Source organism: Pseudomonas sp. 1 (assembly GCF_056626735.1).
This window is the reverse complement of sequence record NZ_JBWXMQ010000035.1, coordinates 1-15,667: the sequence shown is the minus strand read 5'-3', so window position 1 is coordinate 15,667 and position 15,667 is coordinate 1. Positions and strand designations below refer to the sequence as shown.

18 protein-coding genes and 1 tRNA gene are annotated in these 15,667 nt (G+C 59.0%); 13 read left to right on the top strand and 6 right to left on the bottom strand.

What is annotated here, in order from left to right:
• The 4 genes from AC1MDC_RS28500 to AC1MDC_RS28485 all read left to right on the top strand — a co-directional run.
• A partial coding sequence (locus AC1MDC_RS28500) for a hypothetical protein (RefSeq protein ID WP_480394175.1) occupies positions 1 to 214 on the top strand: 214 nt, incomplete at its 5' end.
• A gap of 148 nt (positions 215 to 362) precedes the next feature.
• A complete protein-coding gene (locus tag AC1MDC_RS28495) occupies positions 363 to 1,772 on the top strand; it encodes a circularly permuted type 2 ATP-grasp protein (RefSeq protein ID WP_039769936.1) in 1,410 nt (469 codons plus the stop codon).
• Between the two features lie 12 nt (positions 1,773 to 1,784).
• A complete protein-coding gene (locus AC1MDC_RS28490; protein ID WP_480394174.1) occupies positions 1,785 to 2,735 on the top strand; it encodes an alpha-E domain-containing protein in 951 nt (316 codons plus the stop codon).
• Positions 2,732 to 3,541 carry a transglutaminase family protein gene (locus AC1MDC_RS28485; protein ID WP_480394173.1) on the top strand — a complete coding sequence of 270 codons (810 nt, stop codon included), beginning with the start codon at positions 2,732 to 2,734 and terminating at the stop codon, positions 3,539 to 3,541. The genes AC1MDC_RS28490 and AC1MDC_RS28485 overlap by 4 nt, the downstream gene beginning before the upstream one ends.
• A 14-nt stretch (positions 3,542 to 3,555) precedes the next feature.
• On the opposite strand, the gene AC1MDC_RS28480 is transcribed toward AC1MDC_RS28485, so the two are convergent.
• The gene (locus AC1MDC_RS28480) at positions 3,556 to 4,383 is read right to left on the bottom strand and encodes a c-type cytochrome (protein WP_480394176.1); all 828 of its coding nucleotides are present in this window, start codon (positions 4,381 to 4,383) and stop codon (positions 3,556 to 3,558) included.
• A 582-nt stretch (positions 4,384 to 4,965) separates the two neighbouring features.
• On the opposite strand from AC1MDC_RS28480, the gene AC1MDC_RS28475 reads away from it, so the two are divergent.
• The 3 genes from AC1MDC_RS28475 (at position 4,966) to AC1MDC_RS28465 (ending at position 9,151) form a co-directional block, all read left to right on the top strand.
• Positions 4,966 to 6,171 (top strand): acetyl-CoA C-acetyltransferase, encoded by a 1,206-nt coding sequence (locus AC1MDC_RS28475; RefSeq protein WP_085701193.1) that lies wholly within the window; start codon positions 4,966 to 4,968, stop codon positions 6,169 to 6,171.
• A gap of 17 nt (positions 6,172 to 6,188) precedes the next feature.
• Positions 6,189 to 8,333, top strand: coding sequence for a 3-hydroxyacyl-CoA dehydrogenase NAD-binding domain-containing protein (locus tag AC1MDC_RS28470; protein ID WP_480394172.1), 2,145 nt, complete (start codon positions 6,189 to 6,191; stop codon positions 8,331 to 8,333).
• 95 nt (positions 8,334 to 8,428) lie between these two features.
• Positions 8,429 to 9,151, top strand: a complete 723-nt coding sequence (locus AC1MDC_RS28465; protein WP_085701195.1) for an amidotransferase — start codon at positions 8,429 to 8,431, stop codon at positions 9,149 to 9,151.
• Between the two features lie 40 nt (positions 9,152 to 9,191).
• On the opposite strand, the gene AC1MDC_RS28460 is transcribed toward AC1MDC_RS28465, so the two are convergent.
• The 3 genes from AC1MDC_RS28460 to AC1MDC_RS28450 all read right to left on the bottom strand — a co-directional run bounded on the left by AC1MDC_RS28460 (position 9,192) and on the right by AC1MDC_RS28450 (position 11,926).
• The gene (locus AC1MDC_RS28460) at positions 9,192 to 10,163 is read right to left on the bottom strand and encodes a magnesium and cobalt transport protein CorA (protein ID WP_011333223.1); all 972 of its coding nucleotides are present in this window, start codon (positions 10,161 to 10,163) and stop codon (positions 9,192 to 9,194) included.
• A gap of 134 nt (positions 10,164 to 10,297) precedes the next feature.
• Positions 10,298 to 11,020 (bottom strand): 1-acylglycerol-3-phosphate O-acyltransferase, encoded by a 723-nt coding sequence (locus AC1MDC_RS28455; protein WP_085705347.1) that lies wholly within the window; start codon positions 11,018 to 11,020, stop codon positions 10,298 to 10,300.
• Between the two features lie 216 nt (positions 11,021 to 11,236).
• Positions 11,237 to 11,926 carry a crotonase/enoyl-CoA hydratase family protein gene (locus tag AC1MDC_RS28450; RefSeq protein ID WP_480394171.1) on the bottom strand — a complete coding sequence of 230 codons (690 nt, stop codon included), beginning with the start codon at positions 11,924 to 11,926 and terminating at the stop codon, positions 11,237 to 11,239.
• A gap of 297 nt (positions 11,927 to 12,223) precedes the next feature.
• Between AC1MDC_RS28450 and AC1MDC_RS28445 the strand changes: the two genes are divergently transcribed.
• From AC1MDC_RS28445 to AC1MDC_RS28420, 6 genes are all read left to right on the top strand, one after another.
• A tRNA-Ser gene (locus AC1MDC_RS28445) sits at positions 12,224 to 12,313 on the top strand.
• Positions 12,314 to 12,466: 153 nt separating this feature from the next.
• Positions 12,467 to 12,787 (top strand): YbjQ family protein, encoded by a 321-nt coding sequence (locus AC1MDC_RS28440; protein ID WP_007959944.1) that lies wholly within the window; start codon positions 12,467 to 12,469, stop codon positions 12,785 to 12,787.
• Positions 12,788 to 13,068: 281 nt separating this feature from the next.
• Positions 13,069 to 13,257 carry a hypothetical protein gene (locus AC1MDC_RS28435; RefSeq protein ID WP_085701198.1) on the top strand — a complete coding sequence of 63 codons (189 nt, stop codon included), beginning with the start codon at positions 13,069 to 13,071 and terminating at the stop codon, positions 13,255 to 13,257.
• 314 nt (positions 13,258 to 13,571) lie between these two features.
• Positions 13,572 to 13,940, top strand: coding sequence for a glycine zipper domain-containing protein (locus AC1MDC_RS28430; protein WP_039769955.1), 369 nt, complete (start codon positions 13,572 to 13,574; stop codon positions 13,938 to 13,940).
• A 137-nt stretch (positions 13,941 to 14,077) separates the two neighbouring features.
• Positions 14,078 to 14,506 (top strand): glycine zipper domain-containing protein, encoded by a 429-nt coding sequence (locus tag AC1MDC_RS28425; protein WP_480394170.1) that lies wholly within the window; start codon positions 14,078 to 14,080, stop codon positions 14,504 to 14,506.
• Between the two features lie 124 nt (positions 14,507 to 14,630).
• A complete protein-coding gene (locus AC1MDC_RS28420; protein ID WP_170929804.1) occupies positions 14,631 to 14,795 on the top strand; it encodes a hypothetical protein in 165 nt (54 codons plus the stop codon).
• Between the two features lie 51 nt (positions 14,796 to 14,846).
• Here the strand turns inward: AC1MDC_RS28420 and AC1MDC_RS28415 are convergent, their stop codons facing one another.
• Positions 14,847 to 15,266: a DUF6896 domain-containing protein gene (locus AC1MDC_RS28415; protein WP_085701202.1), complete on the bottom strand. Its 420-nt coding sequence runs from the start codon at positions 15,264 to 15,266 to the stop codon at positions 14,847 to 14,849.
• 70 nt (positions 15,267 to 15,336) lie between these two features.
• On the bottom strand, positions 15,337 to 15,667 hold a 331-nt coding region (locus AC1MDC_RS28410; RefSeq protein ID WP_480394169.1), incomplete at its 5' end, for a ParB/RepB/Spo0J family partition protein.

Below are 15,667 nucleotides of genomic sequence, written 5' to 3'. Positions count from 1 at the left end.
ACCTGAAGAGGTGGCTGAAAGGGAAGACCGGAAGGAGAGGAAACCGGTCAGGGTTACGGCCGGGAGGGCTGCCGAGGCAAGCCGGATCAGTGGGGCTGCGGGCTTCGTCAGGGACGTTTTTGCAGCGGATGCGCGGATTATCCTCAGCCGCCGGCGGGCAGTGAAATCAACTCTGACTATGCTGGTGATAGGCGACGGGACTGCGTCGCAATGAAGCGGGGGCGATCAGGTTGGGGCATTTGCCGCACAGGAATGGTGCGGTGCGTGCGACGTGAATATCCAACCGATTGATATCAAAGCGTTTATGCCGATGGCACGGGCCTTGCGATGGCCTGTATGTCCGGAGTGACAAGGAGTACGGCATGATCCGCACCTATTTTGATGAAATGTACGATGCCGGCGGCCAGATCCGCCCGCATTACCGGGAGTTTGCCCGCTGGCTGGCCGAGACGCCTGACGAATTGCTGGCCCAGCGGCGACGCGAGGCCGATCTGCTGTTCCATCGTGCCGGGATCACGTTCACGCTCTACGGGGACGAGCAAGGGACAGAACGCCTGATTCCCTTCGACACCATTCCGCGCAGCATCCCCGCCAGCGAGTGGCGGATTGTCGAGCGCGGCTGCATCCAGCGGGTCAAGGCGCTGAACATGTTCCTCGCCGACCTTTACCACGAGCAGCGCATCATCAAGGCCGGGATCATTCCCGCCGAGCAGGTGCTGGCCAACGAGCAATACCAGTTGGCGATGCAGGGGCTGGATCTGCACCGCGATATCTATTCGCACATTTCCGGCGTCGATCTGGTGCGCGACGGCGACGGCACGTATTACGTGCTCGAGGACAACCTGCGCACGCCGAGCGGCGTGAGCTACATGCTCGAAGACCGCAAGATGATGATGCGCCTGTTCCCCGAACTGTTCGCCGCCCAGCGCATCGCCCCGATCGACCATTATCCGAACCTGTTGCTCGACACCCTGAAAAGTTCAAGCCCGATCGACGACCCGAGCGTCGTGGTGCTGACACCAGGTCGTTTCAACAGCGCGTTTTTCGAGCACGCGTTCCTCGCTCGGGAAATGGGCGTGGAACTGGTGGAGGGTGCGGACCTGTTCGTGCGCGACGACAAGGTTTTCATGCGCACCACCGACGGCCCGAAAGCGGTGGACGTGATCTACCGCCGGCTCGACGACGCGTTTCTGGATCCGCTGGCCTTCCGCCCGGATTCGATGCTCGGCGTGCCGGGGCTGCTGTCGTCCTATCGCTCGGGCAACGTGGTGCTGGCCAACGCGATCGGCACCGGCGTGGCGGACGACAAATCGGTGTATCCGTTTGTCACCGAGATGATCCGTTTCTACCTCGACGAAGAACCGATCCTGAAGAACGTGCCGACCTGGCAATGCCGTAATCCGTCCGAGCTTTCCCACGTGCTGGCCAATCTTCCCGATCTGGTGGTCAAGGAGACTCAGGGCTCCGGTGGTTACGGCATGCTCGTGGGGCCCGCAGCGACGACAGCGGAAATCGATGCATTCCGCGAGCGGATCAAGGCCAAGCCTCACGCCTACATCGCGCAACCGACGCTGTCGCTGTCAACCTGTCCGACCTTTGTCGAAAACGGCATTGCGCCGCGCCATATCGACCTGCGCCCGTTCGTATTGTCCGGCCGCGAAACCCGGGTCGTGCCCGGCGGTTTGACCCGTGTCGCCCTGCGTGAAGGCTCTCTGGTGGTGAATTCATCCCAGGGCGGCGGAACCAAGGACACCTGGGTGGTCGAGGATTGAAGGAAGCCTGCCATGTTAAGTAGAACTGCCTCGGATCTGTACTGGATGTCGCGTTACCTGGAGCGGGCGGAAAACCTCGCACGGATGCTCGATGTCAGCTATTCGCTGTCGCTGATGCCGCAGGACGGCCGTGGCGACGGTCTGCACGAACTGGCGATGCCGCTGCTGATCACCGGCACGCTGGACGATTATCTGGAACGCCACGGCGAGTTGCATGCCGAACGCTTGCTGCACTTTTTCGCCCTCGACGCGGCCAACCCCGCGAGCATCTACAGCTGTCTCGGTGCGGCGCGAGCCAGCGCCCACGCGGTGCGCGGGCGAATCACTGCCGACATGTGGGAAAACATCAACGCCACCTGGCTGGAGATCCGCGGGATCGCCAATCAGGGCCTCGGCCGCTATGGAATGAGCCGCTTCTGCGAGTGGATCAAGGAACGTTCGCATCTGTTCCGGGGCGCGTCCTACGGCACCATCATGCGTAACGATGCGTTTCGTTTCATTCGCCTGGGCACGTTCATCGAGCGCGCGGACAACACGCTGCGACTACTCGATGCTCGCTACGAAATGGCGGGTGATCAAGCCGAAGCGGTCAGCGATGGCACCGCTCACGCCTATTACCAGTGGAGTGCGCTGTTGCGAGCGCTGTCATCGTTCGAGGCCTACACCGAGATCTATCGCGATGCGCCGGGCGCCCGGCATGTGGCCGAGTTGCTGCTGTTGCGTGCCGATGTGCCGCGTTCCTTGCGGGCCTGCACTGAAGAAATCGACCAGATCCTGGCGCAGTTGCCGGGGGCCAACGGTCGTCCCGCGCAACGGCTGGCGGCGGAAATGGACGCGCGTCTGCGCTACACCGGCATTCAGGAAATTCTCGAGGAAGGGCTGCACGCCTGGCTCACCGAATTCATCCCGCTGGTGCGCCAGCTGGGCAACGCCATTCACAGTTCTTACCTGGAGGCCGCATGAGACTTTCCATCAGCCACGAGACCACCTATCACTACGAAGATCAGGTGCGCGCGAGCATCCAGTATCTGCGCCTGACGCCCCACGACAGCGAGCGTCAGCATGTGCTGAGCTGGCAGCTCGACCTGCCGCGCCCGGTGCGCGCCCAGCTCGATCCGTTCGGCAACATCCTGCATGTGTTGACCATGGACGAGCCCCACGAGGCGATCATCATCGGCGCCCGGGGGCAGGTCGATATCGACGAGTTGCGCGAGGCGGAGCACGAGAGCCAGTCGGCGCTGCCGTTCCTGCGTTTCACCCGGCTCACCGAAGCTGACGAGGCATTGCGGGCGTTTGCCGAGAAATCCTGCAAACAACGGCGTGACCGCAACGCTCTGATCGACCTGATGCACGGGCTTAACCAGCACATGACCTACAAGCAGGGCGCCACCGAAGTCGACACCAGCGCCGCGCAGGCGTTTGCCGGCCGCGCGGGTGTTTGCCAGGACCATGCTCACGCGTTTCTGGCCTGCGCACGCAGCCTCGGGGTGCCGTCACGTTATGTGTCGGGTTATCTGTACAGCGAGGATTGCGAGCATCTGGCCAGCCATGCCTGGGCCGAGGCCTGGATCGATGACGCCTGGTACAGTTTTGACGTGACCAATGAACTGGCGCGGCCGGAGCGGCATTTGAAACTGGCGGTGGGCCTGGATTACCTCGATGCCTGCCCGGTGCGCGGCATGCGCCGGGGCGGCGGCTCAGAGCAGATGCACGCGAAAGTGCTGGTGTCGCCGACACCAGCGCCAATCATCTCGGTGCAGCAACAGTAAACGACTTGTTTGGTTTACTTGGCGGGCGCAATCTTGCGCCCGGCCATGTGCTGCAAATACCCGATCAGTTTCTGTAGATCCGCATCCGGCAACACCTCGGCGGAAAATCCCGGCATCTTCGCTTGCGGCCACTGACGCAGACTCTGTGGATCGCGGATATAGCGCTTGAGGAAGTCCGCGCCGAAGTACTCGGTCGGGTTGTACGGAATATTCAGGTCCGGCCCGAATTGCGCATCCCCCGCGCCATTCAGGCGATGGCAGGCCAGACAATTCTTCTGGAACAGCGCAAAACCCTGATTCACCGGGTCATTGGCCTTCAAGGCAGGGTCCGGCAGCAGGGCAGGGAAGCGTTCGGCCACTGGGGCCATGCGCTTGATGCTCGCCACTTCAAACGGCCATTGTTCCGGGCTGATATTGCCGGCCTGCGGATCGGTCCACACCAGATAGAACGGCCCGGCGCTGTGCTTGCCTTCCGACAGCGGCGGCCAGGGCTGCGCCGGATCCTCGATGGCCAGCCATGCGCGTGAACCCTTGTTGTTCAGGAGCGGCGCGGCAGACAGCTCTGCGGCAAAACCGTCCAGCGCCACGGCTTGCAGGTGATCCTCGGGTTTGATGCCGGTCAGCAGCGCGGCAACCGGCACGGCGCGATAAGTCATGTCCTTTTTGTAAGACACATCATTCTTGATCGTGAGGGTTTGCACCTGAGGATGCTTGAGTAATTCCTCTGTCTGCCAGGTGCGGCTGTTCGCGCCCAGCTCCAGGTTCAGCTGCGCGGCACACAGGGGCATGCTCAGCAGCATGGCCCCAAACATAATGAGCTTTTTCAAGTGATCGCCATCCATGTCGTGGAAATGCGCAAAGGTTGGCACAGCCACGCTGGCCCGGGTAGCGGGCCAGGCACATTTTCAGTGGCGATGAACAATACCTGCCGCTTGAATCAGCCGATGACCTTGGTCAGGTTCGGCAGAATCAACAACAGCGTCGTGGCGAAAAGAATGAGCCCTGCTTGACGAACTTTCGGTTGTTTGAACATGGCTTGACCGCCTTTTTTGTTATTTCCTGATGCTTGCCTGCATATCCATGACGGCAAGCGCTGCACTTCCTGTAGCGAACGCCTGTCTCGGCAAAACCCGACGACAATGACGTACATCTTCACCTTAGGGCCCGCGTCACGCTTCGCTTAGATCCATTTCGTATGTATTTCATACTGATCGCGATTAAAAAGGCATGAGGCCCATTGCCAGCTTCTTTGTCGCCCTTTTGCTAGACAGCTCGCGCACCTGAACCGGTTAACCAAGGCACGGATGACCGTCCGTCTGAGCGTGCGCGTCAACGTCATTGAGCGCTGTGGTCATTGAATCCATGACCTGCGAAGACAACAGTGACAGCACGAATTTCACTCACCGCACAGGTTCGAGGACGTCATGACCCAAGCTTTGATTTTCGACGCGTTACGTACGCCCCGTGGCAAGGGCAAGGCCGACGGTTCGCTGCACAGCGTCAAACCGGTGAACCTGGTGGCCGGGCTCTTGAGCGCTTTGCAGGTTCGTACCGAACTGGACACCAGCCAGGTCGATGACGTCGTGCTCGGTTGTGTCACGCCGATTGGCGATCAGGGCTCGGACATCGCCAAGACTGCCGTGCAGGTGGCCGATTGGGACGTCAGCGTCGCGGGCGTGCAGATCAACCGCTTCTGCGCGTCAGGGCTGGAGGCGGTAAACCTGGGGGCGATGAAAGTGCGCTCCGGGTTCGAAGACCTGGTGGTAGTCGGCGGTGTGGAATCCATGTCCCGCGTGCCGATGGGTAGCGACGGCGGCGCTTGGGCGCTGGATCCGCAAACCAATTTGCACAGCCATTTCACACCGCAAGGCGTCGGCGCGGATCTGATCGCCACGCTTGAAGGTTTCAGCCGTCAGGACGTCGATGCCTACGCGCTGCACTCGCAGCACAAAGCCGCTCGCGCCCGGGCCGACGGTTCGTTCAACAAGTCATTGGTGCCGGTGCAGGACCAGAACGGCATCATCCTGCTCGATCACGATGAGTTCATTCGCGCCGAGTCGACCCTTGAAGGTCTGGGCAAGCTCAAGCCGAGCTTCGAGATGATCGGCCAGATGGGTTTCGACGCCACGGCATTGCGGGTCTACAGCCATGTCGAGCGCATCAACCATGTGCACACGCCGGGCAACAGCTCGGGGATCGTCGACGGCGCGGCACTGATGTTGATCGGCTCCGAGGCCAAGGGGCGGGCGCTGGGCCTGCAACCCCGGGCGCGGATCGTCGCCACGGCGGTCACCAGCACTGACCCGACCATCATGCTCACCGGCCCGGCGCCGGCCACTCGCAAGGCGCTGGCCAAGGCCGGGCTGCGGGTGGAAGACATCGACCTGTTCGAGGTCAACGAGGCGTTTGCCTCGGTGGTGCTGAAGTTCATCAAGGACATGGCTGTCGACCCGGACAAGGTCAACGTCAATGGCGGCTCGATCGCCATGGGCCACCCGTTGGGGGCCACCGGTTGCGCGATCCTCGGCACCTTGCTCGATGAACTGGAAGCCCGACGCCTGCGCTACGGCCTCGCGACGCTGTGCGTCGGCGGCGGCATGGGTATCGCGACCATCATCGAACGCCTCTGACCCCAAGGAATCCTGTCATGACCCAAGCCATTCGTTACGAAAAAGGCCAGGACGGCATCGTCCTCCTGACCATCGACATGCCGGGCCAGAGCGCCAACACCATGAACGCGGTGTACCGCGAGGCCATGGCCGAAAGCGTCGCCCGATTGCAGGCGGAAAAAGATGACATCGCCGGGGTGATCATCACGTCGGCCAAGAAAACCTTCTTCGCCGGTGGCGACCTGAATGAACTGATCAAGGTTGGCAAGCCTGAAGCCAAGGCTTTCTACGACATGGTGCTGACCCTCAAGGGTCAGTTGCGCACCCTGGAAACCCTCGGCAAACCGGTGGTCGCGGCGATCAACGGCGCGGCGCTCGGCGGCGGCTGGGAAATCTGCCTGGCCTGCCACCACCGCGTGGCCCTGGACGATGCGTCGGTACAGCTCGGTTTGCCGGAAGTGACCCTCGGGCTATTGCCGGGCGGCGGTGGCGTGGTGCGCATGGTGCGCATGCTCGGTATTGAAAAGGCTCTGCCATATCTGCTCGAAGGCAAGAAAGTCCGTCCACAGCAGGCGTTGCAGGCGGGACTGATCGATGAGTTGGCGGCGGATCGCGATGAGCTGTTGGCCAAGGCCCGGGCCTGGATCCTGGCCAATCCTGCGGCGGTGCAGCGTTGGGACGTGAAGGGCTATCAGATTCCCGGCGGTACGCCATCCAACCCGAAAGTCGCGCAGATGCTGGCGATTGCGCCGTCGATCCTGCGCACCAAAACCCAGGGTACGTTGCCGGCGCCGGAGAAGATTCTGTGCGCGGCGGTGGAGGGCGCGCAGGTGGATTTCGACACGGCGCACCTGATCGAAACCCGCTATTTCACGGAACTGACCACCGGCCAGATCTCGAAAAACCTGATCGGCACGTTCTGGTTCCAGCTTAATGAAATCAATGCCGGCGGTTCACGTCCGCAGGGTTTTGCGCCTTATGTGACGAAACGCGTGGGCGTACTCGGCGCGGGCATGATGGGCGCCGGGATCGCCTATGTCAGCGCATCGGCCGGGATCGACGTGGTGCTCAAGGACATCAACCTTGCGGCTGCGGAAAAGGGCAAAGCGCATTCGGCAGCATTGCTGGACAAGAAAGTCGCTCGCGGGCAGATGACTGCGCAGCAGCGTGAAGCGGTGCTGGCGCGTATCCAGACCACTGAAAGCGATACCGATCTGGCAGGCTGCGATCTGATCATCGAGGCGGTGTTCGAGGATCGTCAACTCAAGGCCAAGGTCTCGGCAGCGGCGCAGCAAGTGGTCGGCGCCGACGCGGTGATTGCTTCCAACACCTCTACCTTGCCAATCACTGGTTTGGCGACCGCAGTACCGGATCAAGGCAAGTTCATCGGCCTGCACTTCTTCAGCCCGGTGGAAAAAATGCCGTTGGTGGAAATCATCAAAGGCGCGCAAACCAGCGACGAAACCCTCGCACGCGGGTTCGATTTCGTACTGCAAATCAAGAAAACCCCGATTGTGGTCAACGACAGTCGCGGCTTCTTCACTTCGCGAGTATTCGGCACCTTCATCAATGAAGGCATTGCGATGCTGGGTGAGGGCGTCAGTGCGCCGATGATCGAGACCGAAGCGCGCAAGGCCGGCATGCCTGTCGGGCCGCTGGCGATCTCTGACGAAGTTTCCCTCAGCCTGATGAGCCATATCCGTCAACAAACGGCCAAAGACCTTCAAGCAGAAGGGAAACCGCTGATTGAGCACCCGGCGTTTGCCGTGATTGACTTGCTGCTCAACGAATACAAGCGGCCGGGCAAGGCCGCGGGAGGCGGTTTTTATGAGTACCCGTCGGGTGGGCAGAAGCATCTGTGGCCCGAACTGAAAACCCGCTTCGAGAAAGCCGACGGGCAGATTTCGCCGAAGGACGTGCGTGATCGACTGCTGTTCGTGCAGGCGATTGAAACCGTACGTTGCGTGGAGGAGGGCGTGCTGACGTCGACGGCGGATGCGAACGTCGGCTCGATTTTCGGTATCGGCTTCGCGGCATGGACGGGCGGTGCGCTGCAGTTCATCAACCAATACGGGGTGAAGGACTTTGTCGCGCGGGCGCAGTACCTGGCGGAACAGTACGGTGAGCGTTTCGCACCGCCAGCGCTGCTGCTGGAGAAGGCTGCGAAAGGCGCGTTGTTCTAACGGTTTGGGAACGCATTTCGGGGCTTGCCTTGCCGGGTGGTTTCAAGGCAGGCTCTGGGGTGTGCATTATTCCCATCACGTGTCAGGTATTTTTTATGTCGCTACGCATCTGCATTCTGGAAACCGACATCCTGCGTCCGGAACTGGTCGATCAATATCAGGGTTACGGGCAGATGTTCCAGCGCCTGTTCTCGCAACAACCGATCGCCGCCGAGTTCACGGTCTACAACGTGATGCAGGGCGATTATCCGAGTGATGACCTGACCTTCGATGCTTACCTGGTGACCGGCAGCAAGGCCGACTCGTTTGGTACCGATCCGTGGATCCAGACACTCAAGCAATACCTCCTGACCCGTTATGAGCGCGGCGACAAACTGCTGGGCGTGTGCTTCGGCCATCAGTTGCTGGCACTGCTGCTGGGCGGCAAGAGCGAGCGTGCTACGCAAGGTTGGGGCGTCGGCATTCACAATTACAAACTGGCGGCCAAGGCACCGTGGATGAGCCCGGTGCGCGAAGAGCTGACGCTTTTGATCAGCCACCAGGATCAGGTGACGGCGCTGCCGGAGAACGCAACGGTGATTGCTTCCAGCGATTTCTGCCCGTACGCGGCGTACCACATCAACGATCAGGTGCTGTGCTTCCAGGGACATCCGGAATTCATTCACGACTATTCGCGAGCGCTGCTGGATCTGCGTCAGGAAGCGCTGGGCGAGCAGGTCTACAGCAAGGGCGTGGCCAGTCTAGAACATCAGCACCACGGCACCACCGTGGCGGAATGGATGATGCGCTTCGTGGCGCACAAACCGACCGCTGCTTGAGCCCTGACGCCCTCGTGCCTTGCAACGGGGGCGTTTTTTCTTATAGCCAGCCGGATTTCTTGAAGCTTGCCCACAGGCTCACGCAGCCGACCGTGATAAATCCCAGCACGCCGAAATAGCCGTAATGCCAGCTCAGCTCCGGCATGTTCTGGAAGTTCATCCCGTAAATCCCGGCCACCGCTGTCGGGAACGCCAGAATCGCCGCCCACGCAGCGAATTTACGCTGCACGACGCTCTGGCGTGACGCTTCCAGCAGCACGCCGATTTCGATGGTCTGGCTGGCGATGTCGGCCAGGGTGGTCAGATCTTCCATTTGCCGGTTCACGTGGATCTGTACGTCGCGAAAGTACGGGCGCATGTTCTTGTCGATGAAGGGGAAGCTCAGCTTCTGCAGTTCCTCGCCGATTTCCACCATCGGCGCGGCGTATCGACGCAAACGCAGGACATCGCGACGCAGGCCGTGAAGCTTCTGGATGTCGTGCTCATTCAGTGCGCTGCACAACACGTTGCGCTCCAGTTCATCGATCTCGGCGTGGATCGCTTCACCCACCGGCTGATAGTTTTCGATGACGAAATCCAGCAGCGCATACAGTACGAAATCTTCCCCGTGTTCCAGCAACAGTGGCCGCGCCTCACAGCGTTGGCGGACGTGGGCGTAGGACGCCGAATGACCGTTGCGGGCGGTGATGATGTAGCCCTTGCCGGCGAAGATGTGGGTTTCGATGAACTGCAGAATTCCGTGTTCGCGCACCGGCGAGTAGGTGACGATGAATAGCGCGTCGCCAAAGGTTTCCAGCTTCGGCCGGCTGTGCTTTTCCAGGGCGTCTTCAATGGCCAGTTCGTGCAGGTTGAACTGGCGTTGCAGGTTGGACAGTTCCTGAGCGTTCGGCTCTTCGAGGCCGATCCAGACGAAGTGGCCGGTCTTTGCGGCCCAGGCCGCGCCTTCGTCGAGGGAAATATTGGTGACTTTCTTACCGGCGCTGTAAACCGCAGCAGCAACAACTCGACCCATGGTGGTGATTCACTTCTTCTTGACAGATGGCAGGGGAGACATGACTTCAGCTTAGCCATGTCGCTGCTTGAGAGTCAGTGAAATCTGCACAGTTCACCGGGCAAAAGAAAACCCGCACGGGGCGGGCTTCTTTTTTATGCGGCTTGCAGTTGCCGATCCATTGCATCGATGCACTCGCGCATCTGCTCGCGGCACTGGCTGATGAGCATGGGCATGTCGTCCATGGTCAGTCCGGCGGTAGGAATGGCCGGCAGCGAGCGTATGAGAATTTTCCCGCTGTGCCAGCGGTTCAGGCGCATGTGCTTGATGTAGCTGCTGACACACACCGGAACGATCGGCACTCCGGCGGCGATGGCCATCTGGAATGCACCTTTCTTGAACGGCAGCATTTCCTCACCCAGGTTGCGAGTGCCTTCCGGGAAGACCCAGATCGAGGTGTCCTTGTGCTGCAAGGTGTCAGTGGTGGTCAGCATCGACCGGCGCGCCTTGTGCGCGTTCCCGCGATCAATCAACACATTGCCCGCCAGCCAGAACAGCTGCCCGAACAGCGGCACCCACTTCAGGCTTTTTTTGCCGATGCACACCGTACGACGCGGCACCACGTTACCGAACACGAACAGGTCGTAGTTGGACTGGTGGTTGGCAATGATCACGCAGCTGTCGGGTTTGTTCATCAATGGGCCCACATCGGCCTTCACCCGCAGACGCAAAATGCACATGGCCGGCAGTGCATAGAGGCGGGCACACAGGCGACTGTTGTCCGGATTGAATGGCCGGCACAGCCCGAGGATCACTCCGAGTATCCCCGCAAGAATAAAGTGCAGGCTCATCAATAACATACGAAACACAAACAGCATTTTCAGGCCCATCGGGACAAAAGGTGGCGCAGTGTACGGATGTGCACTGTTTTCGGCAATTGCCGCTAAAGAGTCCGGAGATGGGCGATGTTTAAGCGCATGTTTCCGACTTGTTGGTCAGAGGCGTCCTAGAGCTGCTGCCGAGTTTTCAACAGAGCGTGCAAGAAAAAGCCCGACACGACGGTCGGGCTTTTCTGAATCGGGGCGAGCCGGGTATCAGCCCAGATGCTCCTGATCCTGGATGATCGCGTTGTCCAGAGTTTCCAGCAGCGCCTTGCGCACCTTCAACTTGGTGTTCTTGTGCGCAGTCATGTTGATCTTCTTCAGCTGACGCGCGGCGGCGAGGGCGGCACCTTGCAGTTCCTCGGCAGAAACCACTTTGTCGAGGAAACCGGCATCCACTGCGCTTTGCGGATCAAACATCTCGCCGTTGATCACCGAACGGTGGAAAGCCGAGCGACGCAGGCGATCACGGGCCAGCTCGATGCCGGCGTGGTGCATGGTCATGCCGATCTGCACTTCATTCAGACCAATGCTGAACGGACCGTCGACACCGATCCGATAATCGGCGGACAACAGAATGAACGCACCTTTGGCCACGGCATGTCCCGGGCACGCAACGATCACCGGGAACGGGTGCGACAACAGGCGGCGGGCCAGGGTGGAACCGGCGGTCACCAGCGACACCGCTTCCTTAGGGCCGGCAGTCATCACTTTCAGGTCATAGCCGCCAGAGAGAATGCCCGGCTGACCGGTGATGATCACGACGGCACGATCCGCCACTGCCTGATCCAGCGCCGCGTTGAAGGCTGCGATCACGTCCGGGGAAATGGCGTTGACCTTGCCGTTGCTCAGGGTCATGGTCGCGATACCGTCTTCGAGGTGGTAGGCAATCAGGTCGCTCATGGCGTAATTCCTTATAAGAAAGATGGGCAGACGTTACCCACCGTCGCCGGTCAGGTAAAGCACTGTGACTGACCCGCCAGTCACTGTTTGCCGACTGACACGACGCGTGGCTGACGCATTCGCGCCCATATAGAAGGGCTGCGCTCACCGGAGATTGGCCGGATCGTCATCGTTCCTTGAGGGGGGTAACGACTTTTTCTCTTAACCGCATGAAAATTCTGAAAAAAAGTTTGCCATCAGAAAAGCTTTCGACTACATTAGCGCGCCTCGACAGACAGAACATGTTTGAAGAGATACGGTGAAGTGTCCGAGTGGCTTAAGGAGCACGCCTGGAAAGTGTGTATACAGGAAACTGTATCGAGAGTTCGAATCTCTCCTTCACCGCCAAATTCGATGTAAACAAAACCCCTGGTTTCTATGGAAACCAGGGGTTTTGTGCATTCTGGCGCCGGCATTTTTTGGTCACAGAGACGGATTCGGCTTCCTTTTGCCAGGGCATTACAATCGCGGCTATTTCCGGCATGTAAAAGGACGACCTCCATGATCATTTCTACCACCCACTCCATCGAAGGCCGGCAAATTACGGCTTATCTGGATATCGTCAGTGCCGAGTCGGTGCAGGGCGTGAATGTGATTCGCGATATGTTTGCCGGGATGCGGGACTTTTTCGGTGGGCGTTCGCAGACGCTGGAGCGGGCGTTGAAGGAGGCGCGTGTTCAGGCGACTGATGAGATCAAGGAGCGTGCGCGGGCCTTGCAGGCGGATGCAGTAGTCGGGGTGGATTTCGAGATCAGTATGCCGGCAGGGAAGGGCGGCATGGTGGTGGTGTTTGCGACCGGCACGGCGGTCAAGTTGCGCTGAGGCATGTGAGCCCATTCAATGGAATGGGCCCTTTACTGACAATCAGCCCTGTGGTTTGAGCAGCGCGGTGCCTTTCAAGTCGTAGGTCAGCAGCGTTTTTAGCGGCGCGGGACCAATGGTTCGTCATTGTGTTTAATTTCCGTAGGCCATTCGTCGGCCCCCAGATGATCTGAATCACAAGTCCAGGAATGACCGGCTAGTCTAAAAAGCCTTGGAGGTCGATATTTTTTCAGGCAAAAGGGTTTGCCGGTGTCGGCCCGCATTTGAAAAGGGGTGATGAGATGACTGATCCGTACATCGAAGACGACGGGGCTGAATTTCCATTCAACAATTGCGTGCGCTGCGGCCAGACGGAGTATCAGGCCGGGTTTGGCGAGGACCCGGTGCAGACCGGCAAGATTAAGTCCACGGCACCCAAGGGGCCGAAGGCGAAGTTCCTGCCGAAGGTCACCACTCGCTCCAGAAAGTGATCCTTATCCTGCAACGCCTCGCCATTGAACGGGGTTTTTTATGCTCTGCCTTGGTCAGGAAGCGTCTTACATCGATTGAGGATTTTGTCTGGTTTTTTTCACAAACTTTTCACACCTGCGTTAGTAGGGTGAAGCCATCCGTTAGAAAGCAAGTCTCCAGCCCGTCTCCCCAGCGGGCTTTTTTTTGCTCGTCATAAAACCTTTTCTGTATTCGCTGTCCAATCGGCGCCAAGCGCATTGCGACGCTGGACATTGACGCGGCAAGAGCATTCAATCTGCGACCTTTTTTATTCCTTCTGTTGAGGTTTTTCGTCATGCGTTTAACTCTGCCTGCTCTGGTTCTGGGGCTTCTGGTTGCTCAAGGTGCGATGGCTGGCGACGGTACCGCCGCATTGGGTGGCGGTCTGGGCGGCGCTCTGGGTAACGTGGTTGGTCAGAAAATGGGCGGCAGCACCGGTGCAGCGATTGGTGCTGGTGTGGCGGGTGCGGCCGGCAGCGCATTGGCTGCCAAGAAAGGGGCTCGTACCAAAGCGGCCATTGGCGGCGGTGTCGGTGCGGCAGGCGGTTCGGTGATCGGTAACAGCCTGGGCGGCAAGACCGGCGCCACCATCGGTGCTGGCCTGGGCGGCGCAGCCGGTGGCGCGGTGGGCAGCAATCTGTCCAAGGGCCATAAGCGTCACTGATTGCCAACGCGTGACTGAAAAGGCCCGGCTTCATGCCGGGCCTTTTCGTTGCTGAACGTTTTTGCCGGATGCGCCTCCAATACCACATAGCCCCCTCCGCGGGCGTACCGTCCCGACTCGGGACCTGTGAGGTCTGTATGCGATTGACATTATCCGCATTGGTTTTGGGATTGTTCGTGGCCCAAGGTGCCATGGCCGCCGGCGATGGCACTGCCGCCGTGGGTGGCGGATTGGGTGGCGCGTTGGGCAATGTGGTCGGCGGCCAGCTCGGTGGCAGTACCGGCGCGGCGGTAGGTGCTGGCGTTGGCGGTGCGGCCGGCAGTGCCGTTGGAGCGAACAAACGCAATCGTACGGAAGCCGCCATTGGCGGCGGCCTCGGCGCCGCAGGCGGTTCAGTGGTCGGCAACAGCCTCGGTGGCTCCACCGGTTCGACCATCGGCGCAGGGCTGGGTGGCGCGGCGGGTGGTGCGGTCGGTAACAACCTGGGTGACGATGGCGGCAAGTCACATTCCGGTGGTGGCCACAAGCACAAGCACAAGTACAAACACAAGAACCGTCATCGTTGAGTGATGGGTTCTACAGAAACCCGGTTTTATGCCGGGTTTTTTTACGCCTGCGCGTCATGCGCAGGAACGAATGGCGACCATACTTTTCGAACGTCGTATACGAATGCGATTGACGAGGTGCGCCATGACTCCCGAAACCGAAGGCAAGGAAGAAAAAGGCCCGAGCGGATTGCCGTTTATCAATGATCCGGGGAATGAAGATCCGGGGTCGTTGATGGATGATGCGACGGTTCCGCTTATGGAGGGTGAGGACGAGCTTGAGTATGAGGATTTTGATGATGATGAGTAATTGTTGGGCAGATCCGGGGTGTGAGTATCGGCAATTCACACCTGGACCTAATCATTCTGGTTTTTTGAGGATGTACAGGTTATCCGAAGCAGACATTTTTTCTATTTTATGTAACGCCAAATACTCGTTGAATTCTTTTTCTAGTTCGTTTTTGTCGCAGTATTTTTTGTATTTCAAAGGTCTGTCACTGGCGTAAATGTAGAGGCGCCAAATATCAAAGCCGTCGATTCTATTGTTTGATCCGTAGTCGAAGTCCACAGACTCTGTAGGGAAGTGGATAGCGCATCCGACACCGTGCAGTTCGTATTCCACTGTATCTGTTATTTTTCCGCATCGTTTTATCTGATTGGAGCGCCACAACCTCAGAATATTTCGAGTGCCAAAATTTTCCTCCAGCAATTTCGTGCCGATATCTACTTTGTATAAAAAGTCAGTTATTAGATCTTCAAGGGTGCTGTCTCGTTCTGTCATCTTCTTCTGTGATGCTCCAATCTGTCATGGCCAGTGTTCGCTGCTGATTCTAAGACTTCTTCGATAGTGTTTAGAGTTCCTTTATGTTTTTTATATCAGTTACTAGTTTTATTATTACGTCTGTTGAGGTTTGCCGCGCAGCCGCTGCACGATGGTGGCCATCTAAAATATAGAGGTTGCCGTTGTGTTCTGCCACGTCGATGGGGAACTTATTGTCATACCCGGCAGTTCGCATGTTTTGTCCTAACTTTTCTACTCGTTTAGTTGAACCTTTTCCTACTATTGCATGCGTTCGTATCAAGGTTTTCGGGTCTACCTCGAAAAAAATGGTAGGGGGTTGTGGTTCACCTTTATTTACCTTTGAACCACCTACCCCATCCGGCACCGGACATCCCGGCCCG